Origin of the sequence: Brevibacterium sanguinis (assembly GCF_039528855.1) — a bacterium.
Classification (GTDB): domain Bacteria; phylum Actinomycetota; class Actinomycetes; order Actinomycetales; family Brevibacteriaceae; genus Brevibacterium; species Brevibacterium sanguinis.
On sequence record NZ_BAAAMB010000001.1, the window covers coordinates 67,886 to 81,353 of the forward strand.

A 13,468-nucleotide genomic window follows, 5' to 3' on the forward strand; every position below is an offset into this window, starting at 1 on the left:
TGACCATCAGGAGACAACGACGTGTCCCGATCACCGGCAGACTCTCAACCATTCGTCGCAACGCGACGGGGGTTCCTCGCCACCGCTGCGGCCGGAACCATGTTGTCCCTCGGCGGCTGCTCCGGAGGTGCGAGCGGTCGGCCGACCGTCACGCTGTACCAGTCGAAGCCCGAGGCCATCCCCTATTTCCGCGAACTCGTCGCTGCCTTCAACGCCGAGGGCACAGGGCTCCGCGCAGTTCATGACACCGCATCCAATCTGTCGGGAGGCTTCGCTCGCAGTGCCCCGCCCGATCTCGGCTGCCTCAATTACAACTTCGAGATGGCGCGCTTCCAGGAGCGCGGCGCGCTCTCCGACCTCTCGGATCTGCCAGAGGCAGCGGCCGTCGCGCCCGAGATCCAGGGTCTGGTCGATCAGTATCCCGGCTATCCTGGGCGAACCAGTGTCATCCCCTACTCCTTGATGGCGGCCTCCGTTCTCTACAATCGCGAGCTGTTCGACCGGTGCGGGGTCGAGGTGCCCCGGACCTGGACCGAGCTGCTGGAAGCGTGCGGGACATTCCAGGATGCAGGGGTGACGCCTCTCATCAGCACTTACGCCGACGCGTGGACCGTGTCGCAGGGACTCGCCGATTACAGCCTGGGTGGCGGGCTGAACATCGCCGATTTCTTCGCGCAGCTGCGGGCACAGGGAGACGACCTCGGTCCGACGGCCCCGGTGTCCTTCAGCAAGGACTTCTTCGGTCCGCTGTCGAAGATGCTCGAGCTCGCCGCCTACTCGAACCGGAACGCGGCGAGTCTGGGCTACGGAGACGGCAACCTCGCCTTCGCCCGAGGCGAGGGCGCGATGTATCTGCACGGCCCGTGGGCGCTCGGCGAGATCGCCAAGACGAATGCCGACCTCGACATCGGGACCTTCCCGCTGCCGATGACCGAGGACGCGGACGATCTCAGGGTGCGCGTCAACATCGACCTCGCACTCTGGATTCCCGAGGCCGCGCGCAATCCCGATGGAGCCCGCGAGCTGGCAGCCTTTCTGCTCGACCCCGCGATACAGGACACGTACAACGCCGAGAACCTCGGTTTCGGAGTGCGCGCCGGGGCGCCGCCTGTCACCGACGAGCGACTCGTTGAGATGCAGTCGTACGTCGACCGCGGGGCCTTCTACCAGGGTGCGTCCACGGCCATTCCCCGCACGATTCCGTTCGAGAACTACATGCAGGGCCTCGTGCTCGGGGCCGATCTCGAAGGAGTTCTCTCCACCCTCGACGACGACTGGGCCAGATTGGCCCGCCGGTCATGAACCGAACTCAACGATGAGGAGAACGATGACCACAGAGAGCCGGACCGGCAACCGCCACCAAGTTCGGCGCCGCAGACGTGGCGCCGAGGCCGTCCATTTCCTCTTTCTGCTGCCTGCGGTGCTCGCCTTCACCCTGGCCCTCACAGTTCCAGCGGTGATGGGCGTCTTCTTCAGCTTCACCGACTCGATCGGGTTCGGGGAGTGGAACTTCGTCGGTCTCACCAATTACGCGGTTCTCTTCAGCGATCCTGCCATCCTCGGCGCATACGGCTTCACGATCGGCGTCGCGGTGGTCACCGTGATTCTCGTCAACGTCATCGCTCTGCTTCTCGCCATCGGCCTGACTTCGCGAATCCGCGCCAAGAATGCGCTTCGAGCAGTGTTCGTCCTGCCGATGGTGCTGTCAGGGATCATCATCGCGTTCGTCTTCAACTTCCTCTTCTCACGCACGGTGCCCGCCGCGGCAGCGGCCGGGGGACTCGGATTCCTCGAAGAGAGCATCCTCTCCGATCCCGATCTCGCATGGATCTCGATCGTCATCGTCACGGCGTGGCAGGCCGTCCCCTCCGCCATGCTCATCTACATCGCCGGACTCGTCTCCATCCCCGCGGAGGTGTACGAAGCAGCGGCGCTCGACGGAGCGACGTCGTGGTCCCGGCTGCGCTCCATCACCCTGCCCCTGATGGCCGGATACATCGCCATCAACGTGGTGATCGGGTTCAAGAACTTCCTCAATTCGTACGACGTCATCGTCGGCCTCACCGACGGCGGACCGGGCACGTCAACCCGGTCGGTGGCGATGATGATCTTCCGCGGCTTCGACAACGGCGATTACGCCTACCAGATGGCGAACTCAGTGATCTTCTTCCTCATCGCACTCGGCATCGCCCTCATCCAACTGCGGCTCTCCCGCGGAAAGGCCGGCTCCTGATGTCTGCAACACCCACTGTGCTCCCCGACTCCGCTGTCCGAACCTCACCGCGCAATCTCGACGCCGACCGCACCAAGGCGGGAACACGACGCCGGCGGCGTCGGGGAGTCGGTCTCACCGTGCTGCTCGCAGCATGCTCGCTGACAGTCCTGGTTCCGCTCTACGTCACCGTCTCGATGGCGTTGAAGTCGGGTTCCCAAGCTGTCGATGGCGAGGCGTTCGCACTGCCTGCTCCTCCGAGTCTCGAGGGCATCGTCGAGGCGTGGTCGCTGACGAACTTCCCTCGAGCCTTCGCAATCTCCGTGTTCGTGACGACCGTCTCCGTCGTCGGAACCATCCTTCTCAGCTCCATGGCCGCCTACGCGATCTCACGGAACTGGCATCGCAGACTGTTCCGCTGGTCCTTCTTCTACCTCCTGGCCGCGATGTTCCTGCCGTTCCCGGTCCTCGCGCTGTCGCAGGTGAAGCTGACCGGCATGGTCGGCCTGGCGAATCCACTCGGAGTGGCCGTCCTCCACATCCTGTTCCAGCTGTCGTTCTCCGTCATGCTCTACACCGCGTTCCTGCGCAGCCTTCCGGAAGAGCTCGAGGAGAGTGCGCGGATCGACGGTGCGTCGACCACACAGGTCTTCTGGCGGATCGTCTTCCCGCTTCTCGCGCCGATGAGCGCGACGGTCGGCATCTTCTCCTTCCTCGCCTCCTGGAACGACTTCATGATGCCCTCGCTCATCATCGCCGATCCGAGTCTGCAGACCCTCCCCGTCGTGCAGTCGATCTTCCAGACTCAGTTCAGCAACAACTACCACATCGCCTTCTCGTCGTATCTCATGGCGATGGCGCCGGCGGTCATCGTCTACCTCTTCACGCAGCGTTGGGTGATGTCCGGAGTGACCCAGGGAGCGGTGAAGTGATCAGACCGGGACCTCCCAACCGTGCGCCCCCGTCCAGGAGCTCTCGGCCCCGATGCTCCACCGCGGAGTCGTCCCCGGTCACAGCCCGCCTCAGATCCCGTCTCCGGTACGAACAGGACAGGAATACCACAATGCTCCAGACCTCAGAATCGCGTTCGCGCTCGACCGCGCTCCTCCACGACCACGATTGGTGGCGTCAGGCCGCCGTCTACCAGATCTACCCGCGCAGCTTCGCCGACTCCGACGCCAACGGCATCGGCGATCTCGCCGGAATCATCGAGAAGGTGCCCTATCTCAGCGCTCTGGGCATCGACGCCGTCTGGCTCAGCCCGTTCTACCCGTCCGCGCTCGCAGACGGCGGCTATGATGTCGACGACTACCGCGATGTGGACCCGCGACTCGGCACACTCGCCGAGTTCGACGCCCTGACCGCAGCACTGCACGACGTCGGAATCCGCATCATCGTCGACATCGTGCCCAACCATACGTCGGACAGGCACGAATGGTTCCGGGCAGCGCTGGCCGCAAGCAAGGGCTCCCCGGAACGGGGACGCTACCTCTTCAGAGACGGACGCGGGGAGCGAGGGGAACTGCCCCCGTCGGACTGGACTTCGATCTTCGGCGGCTCCGCCTGGGAACCGGTGGGGGACGGCCAGTGGTATCTCCACAACTTCGCCCCCGAACAGCCCGACCTCGACTGGAACAACCCGGACGTGCGTGCAGACTTCCTCGCCACTCTGCGCTTCTGGGCCGACCGCGGAGTCGACGGCTTCCGCGTGGATGTCGCCCACGGTCTGGCCAAGGACCTTCCCCCGGAGGGAGAGCCTCTGCCGACTCAGGCCGAACTCGACGCCCTGCCTCACGACGGACAGCATCCGCTCTGGGACCGAGACGACGTTCACGACATCTATGCGGAATGGAGGCGGCTCTTCCGCAGCTATGATCCGCCCCTGATCGGAGTCGCGGAGGCGTGGGTGGATCCCGATCGCCGGGCTCGCTACGCCGGCGAGGACGGATTGGGGCAGGCCTTCAGCTTCGATCTGCTGCGCGCCGACTTCGACCCCCGGGTCTTCCGAAGCGTCATCACGGCGAACCTCGAACTGGCGGCCGCCTCGGGATCATCGACCACGTGGGTGTTCTCCAACCACGATGTCGTCCGTCACGCCACGCGCTACGGACTGCCGGTCTCAGGAGACAGTGAGCGCATGGGGCGGGAATGGCTGCTCTCCGGGGGAACCGCGCCCGAACTCGACGCTGCTCTGGGTCTGCGCCGGGCTCGCGCGGCCACGCTGCTGCAGCTCGCCCTGCCAGGTTCGGCCTATCTGTACCAAGGCGAGGAACTCGGGCTGCACGAGGTGCCGGACATCCCCGAGGCCGCACGGCAGGATCCGACGTTCTTCCGCAGCCGCGGCGTGGAGCTCGGTCGCGACGGCTGTCGAGTGCCGTTGCCGTGGACATCAGAAGGACCGGCTTTCGGCTTCGGAGACGCGGCGCCGCATCTGCCGCAGCCTGACTGGTTCGCCGAGTACTCTGCCGAGCGCGAGGAGGGCGACCCGTCGTCGACACTGTGGCTGTATCGCCGTGCGCTGCGACTGCGCAGCGAGCTGAGAGAGAGCGAGCAGCTGGAGTGGCTCGAACTCGGAGACGAGGTCGTCGGATTCCGGCGGCCGGGCGGCTGGGTCAGTGTGACGAATTTCGGCCCGCAATCGGTGCCGCTGCCGGACGGTGACGTCCTGCTCTCGAGCGAGGAGCTGCCTGGCGACGGCACTCTCCCCGGCGCTGCGACCGTATGGCTGCGAGATCCCGACACCGGTGAGAACACGAGAGGATGAAGGGCGCACGCCATGGCGACAGTGACATATGACAGCGCGAGTCGGGTCTATCAGCCCGGCCGGAAGCCTGCAGTCGACGGTCTCGACCTCCACGTCGAGGACGGCGAGTTCATCGTTCTCGTCGGACCGTCCGGCTGTGGCAAGTCCACGAGCCTGCGGATGCTGGCCGGCCTCGAAGAGGTGAGCGACGGACGGATCCTCATCGGCGACCGAGACATCACCGATGTCCCGCCCAACGAGCGGGACATCGCCATGGTGTTCCAGAACTACGCTCTCTATCCGCACATGAGTGTGGGAGACAACATGGGCTTCGCCCTCAAGATCGCCGGAGTTCCCGCTGCGCAGCGCAGAGCCCGTGTCCGCGATGCCGCAGAGCTGCTCGACCTCGGCGAATACCTCGACCGAAAGCCCAGAGCGCTGTCGGGCGGACAGCGACAGAGGGTGGCGATGGGAAGGGCCATCGTGCGAGAGCCCAGGGTGTTCCTCATGGACGAGCCGCTGTCGAATCTCGATGCCAAACTGCGCGTGCAGATGCGCTCGCAGATCGCTTCGCTGCAGTCGCGTCTCGGGGTCACCACTGTGTACGTCACCCACGATCAGACGGAAGCACTGACGATGGGGGACAGGATCGCGGTCCTCAACGACGGTCAGCTGCAGCAGGTCGACTCTCCGTCGGTGATGTACTCGCGACCGGCGAATGTCTTCGTGGCGGGGTTCATCGGTTCGCCTGCGATGAACCTCGTGCAGGCGGAGAAGATGGAAGCCGGTGCCGTCGTCGGTGACGTGGTCATCCCGGTGCCCAGGGAGGCGCTGCAGGCATCCTCCGGGGACACCATCACGGTGGGGATCAGACCGGAGGACCTTCGACTGGGCGAGCGCGGAATTCGCCTAAGAGTGGAAATGGTGGAGGTGCTCGGTGCGGACACCTTCGTCCACGGTCGACCCGCCGATGCCGGGGAGGCGGAGTTGGTCGTCGTCCGGGTGCCCACGGAGCGCGCTCCGCGCAAGGGTGAGACGATCCGCGCGCACCCGGACCCGGAGAGGCTTCACCTCTTCGATGCCGAATCGGGGATCAGGCTCTAGGGTCATGTCCTCGCCGAGGCGGGGGAGCCGGAGATCTCGCCGCTCTGATCCGGTCGTCCAGTCTTTCGATGGCGGTCCGGCCCTACGGTGCAGTAGGAAAGGGAGCGAGCCACGGCGCGCATTTCCGTCCCTCAGCCCGCATTGCGACCTAGGATGAGTTGTGAGCAGGGTCTCACCTGCGCCGATGGTTCGATGACGACCGGAAGGACGATGATGTTCACCCACAGCACGCTGCGCAGGGGGCTCGGCAGAACGGTCGCGGGACTTGCCGCGATCGCGCTCGCCGCCGGGCTGGCGACGGCACCGGCAAGCGCTCAGACGACAGAACCCCAACCGACCGACGGCGGCACCGCGGATGCGACGACGCTGCGCATCGCCACCGACGGCTTCATCGACTCATTCAACCCGTTCACCTCCTTCTACCTCCTCCCGACGAACACCTTCCGCTACATGTACGAGAACCTCGTCGCCAACGATGCGAAGGACGGTTCGATCACCGAGGGCCTGGCGACCGAATGGTCGACCGACGACGACGGCAAGGTGTGGACGTACAGCATCCGCCCGGACATGAAGTGGTCGGACGGCGAACCGCTGACGGCGAACGACGTCGCCTGGACCTACACGCAGATGATGGAGAACGAGGATCTCGCGGTCGCCAACGGCAGCCTCGTCGAGAACTTCGAGAAGGTCGAAGCGCCCGACGACGGTACTGTCGTCATCACGCTGAAGAATCCGCAGGCGAACAATCCCGGCCAGGAGATCCCCGTCGTCCCCGAGCACATCTGGTCGACAATCGACAACCCGGGCGAGTTCAAGAATGATGCGAACACGGTCGGCTCGGGACCCTTCCAGCTCGAGAGCTACGAGGCGAACAAATCGGTCACGCTCAAGGCCAACCCGAACTTCTGGCGCGGCAAGCCCAAGCTCGACGGCATCCAGTACCGGTACTACACGAACTCCGACGCCCAGGTGCAGGCCGTCCGCTCGGGTGAGGTCGACATGATCACGCTGCTCTCCCCGGAGCAGTTCACCGCCCTCGAAGGCGCCGACGGCGTCGAACTCAACGACGGCCGCGGCCGCCGCTTCAACAGCATCTCCATCAACTCCGGCCTCGCCGACGCCGAGGGCAAGGAGTTCGGCACCGGCAACGAGGCGCTCAAGGACGTGAAGGTCCGGCAGGCGATCCGCGCCGGCATCGACACCGAGACGCTGCGCAAGCAGGTCATGCAGGACTACGCCCAGCCCGCGACGAGCTTCATCCCCTCGGTGTACTCGACCTGGGCTCTGCCCGCCGATAACCCTGTGATCACCGGGTTCGACGTCGAGAAGGCGAAATCCCTCCTCGACGAAGCCGGGTGGACCCCCGGTGCCGACGGAATCCGGGAGAAGGACGGCAAGAAGCTCGAACTCCGCTTCCTCACCGACGCCGCCGAGCCGATCGAGCAGAACACCGCGAAGTTCCTCGAACCGTGGATGAAGGACATCGGGATCCAGCTGAAGAACGAATCGAGCGACTCCGACACCGTCTCCGAGCTCACCACGAAGGGGGACTACGACCTCTACTTCTCCGGCTGGTCGATCAACCCCGATCCGGACTACCAGCTGAGCATCAACACGTGCGGCAACCGTCCCGACGCCGAAGGCAACGGCGGCACCACGCAGGACGGCTACTGCAACCCCGAGTTCGACAAGCTCTACCAGGCCCAGCACATCGAACTCGACCAGGGCAAGCGTGCCGACCTCGTCCGTCAGGCCCTCGAGATCAACTACGAGGACACTCCCTCGATCGTGCTCTGGTACCCCAACCAGCTCGAGGCCTACCGTTCGGACAAGTTCACCGGCTTCACGAAGCAGCCAAGCGACGGCGGCGCGATCGCCAACCAGGTCGGCTACTGGGGCTACACCTCGGTCGAACCCGCGAGCGAAGCCGCCGGTGCCTCTGACGGAGGCGGGCTGAGCGCGGGTGCCTGGGTCGGCATCGCGATCGCCGTCATCGTCGGCGGTGGCGGAGTTCTCTGGTTCGCCACCCGCGGGCGCAGGAACGCCGACGACCGCGAGTAGTCGACCCGTCCCACCCCGGCCGCTCCGGTCACCGCCGGCAGTTCCGCACCGGAACGCACTGCCCGAGCACCACCTCGGCGGTGGCCGGAGCGGCCCCCTCTCCATCAGGAGCGCACCCGTGACAGCATCGACGAACAACCCCTCCGGTCCCGGCGACCCCGGGACCTCGGACCCAGCCACCACCGGCCCTGCCGCCTCAGGCCCCGCCGTCGACGGGCTCGGCACCCCCATCGACACCGACGAACCGCCGAAGGGCGCCTCGTTCGCCGCGTACTTCCTCCGCAAACTCGGCGGTTCGGCGATCTCGATGGTCCTCGTCATCGTCCTCGGCTTCTTCGCCTTCCGGCTCCTCCCCGGCGACCCGGTCCTCAAGATCGCCAAGGAACGGCCGATGAGCCCGGCCCAGATCGCCGAGCTGCGCAGCCAGTACGGCCTCGACAAACCGCTCATCGTCCAGTTCTGGGACTACCTCGTCGGCATCGTCACGGGCAACCTCGGCGAGAGCTACGTCTACCGCAAACCCGTGTCCGCGCTCATCGGCGAATACCTCGGCCCGACCCTGCTCCTCACCGCCACCGCCGCGGTCATCGCGATCGTGCTCGGCCTCTGGCTCGGACAGCTCTCGGCGTGGCGGCGCAACTCGCTCTTCGACAAGCTCGCCTCCTCCACCGCCCTCGTCTTCTGGTCGGTCCCGACGTTCTGGCTCGGCCTCATCCTCCTCATGGTCTTCGGCGGCACCCTCCAATGGCTGCCGACCGGTGGGATGATCACGCCCGGACTCGACCCGTGGTCACCGGAGGCGATCATCGACGTCATCCGCCACCTCATCCTCCCGGTCATCACCCTCGTCGCCGTCGTCTACGCGCAGTTCCTCATGGTCATGCGCGCCTCCCTCATCGAGGAGATGTCCGAGGACTACCTCACGACCGCTCGCGCGAAGGGCCTCACCGAGGACGAAGTCCGCCGCCGACACGCCGTGCCCAACGCACTCCTGCCCACGGTCACGGTCGTCTTCCTCCACCTCGGCGGACTCATCGCCGGCGCCGTCACCGTCGAGGCGATCTTCTCCTGGCCGGGCCTCGGCAAACTCACCTTCGACGCGATCAGCGGCCCCGACCTGCCCCTCCTCCAAGGCACATTCGTCGTGTTCTCCGCGATCATCATCGTCATGAACCTCGCCGCCGACCTCGTCTACCGCTGGCTCGATCCGAGAGTGAGGAGAGCGTGATGGACAACGATCACCGCGCCGAGGCGGCCCCCGGATCCGCATCGACCCCGGGCACCCAGCCCGCATCGTCCCCGACGACCGGATCCGCACAGTCCCCGGGCACCGAGCCCCCACGGTCTGCTGCCACCCGCGGCGGTGCCGCCGTCTTCGACAGTGCGAAGCTCGTCCGTGAACGCCGTCTGCGCAGTCTCCGACGCAACTGGCGCGCCTTCCGCTCCGACACCCCGGCGATGATCGGGGCGATCGTCCTCCTCCTCTTCGTCCTCATGGCGATCTTCGCTCCCGTCATCGCTCCGGCCTCGATGCTCGACGTGACGAAGCAGCTCGACGTTCCGCGCTACGCCCCGCCGAGCCTCGCCCACCCGCTCGGCACCGACGACCTCGGCCGCGAGATCTGGGCGCGCATCGTCTGGGGCTCGCGCGTCTCCCTCCTCGTCGGCGTCGCCGCGACCCTGATGTCGATGGTCATCGGCACGCTCATGGGCTTGGCCGGCGGACACTTCACCGGCATCGTCGGGGCCGTCGTCATGCGCCTCATCGACTTCTTTCTCGTCCTGCCCTCCCTGCTGCTCGCCATCGTCCTCTCCACCGTCCTCGACCGCGGGGTCTTCACGATCGTCGTCGCGATCGGCATCGCCTCGTGGGCGTCGACGGCCCGGATCGTGCGCTCGCAGACCCTCAGCGTCGAATCCCGGCTCTACATCGAGCGGGCGCGCATCCTCGGTGCCGGACATCGGCACATCCTCGTCAAGCACCTGCTGCCCGCCGTCATGCCGCTCGTGCTCGCGAACACGACGCTCATGGTCGGCAGCGCGATCATCGCGGAGTCGACGCTCGCGTTCCTCGGCCTCGGGGACCCGGGTTCGGAATCGTGGGGGACGATCCTCAAGAACTCGATGGACGCCTCGGCGGCGACCTCGGGATACTGGTGGTACGTGCTGCCGCCGGGCATCGCGATCCTCCTCGTCGTCCTCGCGTTCACGATGGTCGGCCGGGCGCTCGAAGCGATCATCAATCCGACCCTGAGGAGCAGCCGATGACCGATCTCAGCTTCGACGACGTCTCGATCACCTACCGCTCCTCGTCCTCGCGCGGCGACGTGCCCGCCGTCATCGACGTCAGCCTCGACCTGCCGAGCGGGTCGACCCTCGGCATCGCCGGTGAGTCGGGCTCGGGGAAGTCGACGCTCGTGATGTCGGCGCTGCGGCTGCTGCCGAAGTCGGCGACGGTGACCGGGCACGTCCGCCTCGGCGGCCAGGACATCTCCGATCTCAGCTTCGGGCAGATCCGTGCGGTGCGCTGGGCGCAGGCGTCGATCGTCTTCCAGGGCGCGCTCCACTCCCTCAACCCCGTCCGCCGAGTCGGCCGGCAGATCGTCGAAGCCCTCGAACACCACGCCAAGGGCACGTGGACGACGCCCGAGAAGCGTCGGGCGCGGATGCTCGAGCTCCTCCGCGAGGTCGACCTCGACCCGGCGAAGGCCGAGGCGTACCCGCACGAGCTCTCGGGCGGGCAGAAGCAGCGGATCATGATCGCGATGGCGCTTGCGTGCGAACCCGACATCATCATCGCCGACGAGCCGACCACCGCCCTCGACGTCATCGTGCAGAAGCAGATCCTCACCGGGCTCGCCGACCTCGTCGCCGACCGCGGCATCTCGCTGCTGATGATCAGCCACGACCTCGCCGTGCTCTCCGCGGTGTGCGCGAACCTCGCGATCATGAAGGACGGCCGGATCGTCGAATACGGTCCCAGCGACGACGTGTGCCTGCGCCCCCGGGAGGAGTACACCAAACAGCTGGCCGGGGCGTTCCCGCAGATCGGCGACGAGGAGTCGCGTCTGCGTCCGCGCACCGCCAAACCCGCCGAGGTGCGGCTGACCGATCCGTTCACGATGACCGACGAGGTGGTGCTCGAGGCGCAGAACCTCAGCGTCACCTTCGACACCCGGCAGGGCCGGGAGAGAGCCGTCCACGGCGTCGACCTCGCCCTGCGCAGGGCCGAGATCCTCGCCGTCGTCGGTCAGTCGGGATCGGGGAAGACGACGCTGGCGCGCTCACTCCTCGGCCTGCAGGAGACCGACCCGGGATCGCGGATCGCCTTCGCCGGCCGGCCGCTGCCCAGGAAGGCCAAGGACCTGCGGGCATTCCGGCGCCAGGTGCAGATGGTCCTCCAGGACCCGGCGGGGTCGCTCAATCCGAAGCGCAGCGTCTACGAAGCCGTCGCCGAGGGACTCCAGGTCCAGGGGCTGACCGAGGACGAGTACGCGAAGGTCATCGGAGCGCTCGAGGCCGCGGAGCTGACCCCGGCTGCGGACTACCTCGAGTCGATTCCGCAGGAGCTCTCCGGCGGTCAGCGACAGCGCGTCGTCATCGCCGGTGCCCTCGCGCTCGACCCGCAGGTCCTCCTCGCCGACGAGCCGGTCGCCTCCCTCGATGCCTCGGTGCGCGGAGAGATCCTCTCCCTCTTCCTCGCGCTGAAGAAGAACCTCGGGATGAGTGCGCTCATCATCACCCATGACCTGGGCCTGGCCTGGAACATCGCTGATACGGTGGCGGTGATGAAGCAGGGAGAGATCGTCGAATACGGACCCGTCGACACGGTCCTCGCCGACCCTCAGCACGCGTACACGCGCGAACTCCTCGCCGCCGTGCCCCGCCTGGGCAGCCAGAGCCTCGTCCGGTCGGGTGCGACGGTGCCGGGAGGTGCTGCGTCGTCGGATGGCGCGGCACCGGGTGTGACCGCACCAGACGCCACCGCGCAGGGCGTCTCGGCGCAGTGGACCGCGGATCGTGCGGGAACCGACGACACATGACCAGCCCCTATCTCGACTCCGCGCCTCTGGTCCCCGGGGACACCGTGCGTCTCATCGCCCCCTCGGGCCCCGCGGACGAGGACTCGCTGCAGCGGGCGATCTCCCAGCTGGAGGCGTGGGGTCTCAACGTCGTACCGGGCGCTCATCTGCGCGCCCGGCATCCGCGCGTCAACTACCTCGCCGGCACCGATGAGCAGCGCCGCGCCGACCTCGTCGACGCGTGGTGCGACCCCACGGCCGCGGCGGTCATCGCACTGCGCGGGGGCTACGGGGCGATGCGACTGCTCGACGGCCTCGACTTCGCCCACCTGGCCCGCCACGGACTGCGCCCCGACGGACGCCCCAAGCTGCTCACCGGGTCCTCGGACATCACCGCGCTTCACCAGGCCTGGGACCACCACCTCGGCGTCGCGACGCTCTTCTGCCCGATGCCCGGCAACGACCCGTTCAAGGAGTCGGCCGTCGTCCCCGCCGAGGTGGCCTCGTGGCTCTTCGCCCCCTGGGGCGGGCGCGAACTCGGCTTCCCGCCCGACACGACCGGGGCCCCGGACGCACAGACCTCGCACCCCGGCGATCCCGGGGAAGCCAGTCACGCGCACCTCAGCGCCCCCGGTACCCCCTCTCCGCCCGAATCGCGGACGCAGAGTGTCGATGCGGGCCGCGAGAATCGACACTCTGCGTCCGGGAGATCGCCAGCGGACGCCTCCGCCTCGCGAACCGGCTCTGCCGGCGACGACTCGAGGACGAAATGGTCGGAGAATTCGGCCGATTCTCAGACCATTTCGTCCTGGGGATTGCGGGACTCGCGCTCGCGGGCCCAGTCGGACGGCACGTCCGCGGACACCACGTCTGCGGACACCACTCCAGTCAGTCGCGCGCGGACGCTCGTGCCGGGCACAGCCGTCGGGCGGCTCGTCGGCGGCAACCTCAGTCTCGTCGCGGCGGGACTGGGCAGCCCGGAACTCGCCGACGTCCGCACCCGGCGTGCGACGCGAGGACCGGCGATCGCGATGCTCGAGGACGTCGATGAAGAGCTCTACCGTCTCGACAACCTCCTCGTCCAGCTCGTCCGCGGCGGGTGGTTCGCCTCGGCGGATGCCCTCGTCCTCGGGTCGTGGATCGACTGCGCGCCGATCGACGAGATCGAGGCTCTCGTCCTCGACTTCCTCGGCGAGGCGGGGATCCCGATCGTCTCGGAGATGGGGTTCGGCCACGACCCCGATGCGCCGAGCACCCCGCTCGGCGTCGACGTGAGACTCGAGGCGACAATGGGGCAGCGGCCGCGGATGTGGGTCGAACGATGAG

The 13,468-nt window shown here is 67.1% G+C and carries 10 protein-coding genes; all 10 read left to right on the forward strand.

The window, feature by feature from the left end; genetic code table 11:
* The first annotated feature begins 99 nt into the window (after nt 1-99).
* The 10 genes from ABD154_RS00325 (at nt 100) to ABD154_RS00370 (ending at nt 13,467) form a co-directional block, all read left to right on the forward strand.
* Entirely contained in the window at nt 100-1,302 is a 1,203-nt protein-coding gene (locus ABD154_RS00325; RefSeq protein WP_344249287.1) for an ABC transporter substrate-binding protein, read from the forward strand.
* 25 nt (nt 1,303-1,327) lie between these two features.
* Nucleotides 1,328-2,233, forward strand: a complete 906-nt coding sequence (locus ABD154_RS00330; RefSeq protein ID WP_344249289.1) for a carbohydrate ABC transporter permease — start codon at nt 1,328-1,330, stop codon at nt 2,231-2,233.
* Entirely contained in the window at nt 2,233-3,144 is a 912-nt protein-coding gene (locus ABD154_RS00335; RefSeq protein ID WP_344249291.1) for a carbohydrate ABC transporter permease, read from the forward strand. The genes ABD154_RS00330 and ABD154_RS00335 overlap by 1 nt, the downstream gene beginning before the upstream one ends.
* Nucleotides 3,145-3,275: 131 nt before the next feature.
* Complete coding sequence (locus ABD154_RS00340; RefSeq protein ID WP_344249293.1) at nt 3,276-4,976, forward strand: glycoside hydrolase family 13 protein; 1,701 nt, start codon at nt 3,276-3,278, stop codon at nt 4,974-4,976.
* Between the two features lie 12 nt (nt 4,977-4,988).
* Nucleotides 4,989-6,059, forward strand: a complete 1,071-nt coding sequence (locus tag ABD154_RS00345; protein ID WP_344249295.1) for an ABC transporter ATP-binding protein — start codon at nt 4,989-4,991, stop codon at nt 6,057-6,059.
* Nucleotides 6,060-6,272: 213 nt separating this feature from the next.
* Nucleotides 6,273-8,120 (forward strand): ABC transporter substrate-binding protein, encoded by a 1,848-nt coding sequence (locus ABD154_RS00350; RefSeq protein ID WP_344249297.1) that lies wholly within the window; start codon nt 6,273-6,275, stop codon nt 8,118-8,120.
* Nucleotides 8,121-8,238: 118 nt separating this feature from the next.
* Nucleotides 8,239-9,348, forward strand: a complete 1,110-nt coding sequence (locus ABD154_RS00355; protein WP_344249299.1) for an ABC transporter permease — start codon at nt 8,239-8,241, stop codon at nt 9,346-9,348.
* Nucleotides 9,348-10,388, forward strand: a complete 1,041-nt coding sequence (locus ABD154_RS00360; RefSeq protein ID WP_344249301.1) for an ABC transporter permease — start codon at nt 9,348-9,350, stop codon at nt 10,386-10,388. Before ABD154_RS00355 ends, ABD154_RS00360 begins: the two co-directional genes overlap by 1 nt.
* Nucleotides 10,385-12,163, forward strand: coding sequence for an ATP-binding cassette domain-containing protein (locus ABD154_RS00365; protein ID WP_344249303.1), 1,779 nt, complete (start codon nt 10,385-10,387; stop codon nt 12,161-12,163). The genes ABD154_RS00360 and ABD154_RS00365 overlap by 4 nt, the downstream gene beginning before the upstream one ends.
* Nucleotides 12,160-13,467: a S66 peptidase family protein gene (locus ABD154_RS00370; protein ID WP_344249305.1), complete on the forward strand. Its 1,308-nt coding sequence runs from the start codon at nt 12,160-12,162 to the stop codon at nt 13,465-13,467. The genes ABD154_RS00365 and ABD154_RS00370 overlap by 4 nt, the downstream gene beginning before the upstream one ends.
* Nucleotide 13,468 lies beyond the last annotated feature (1 nt).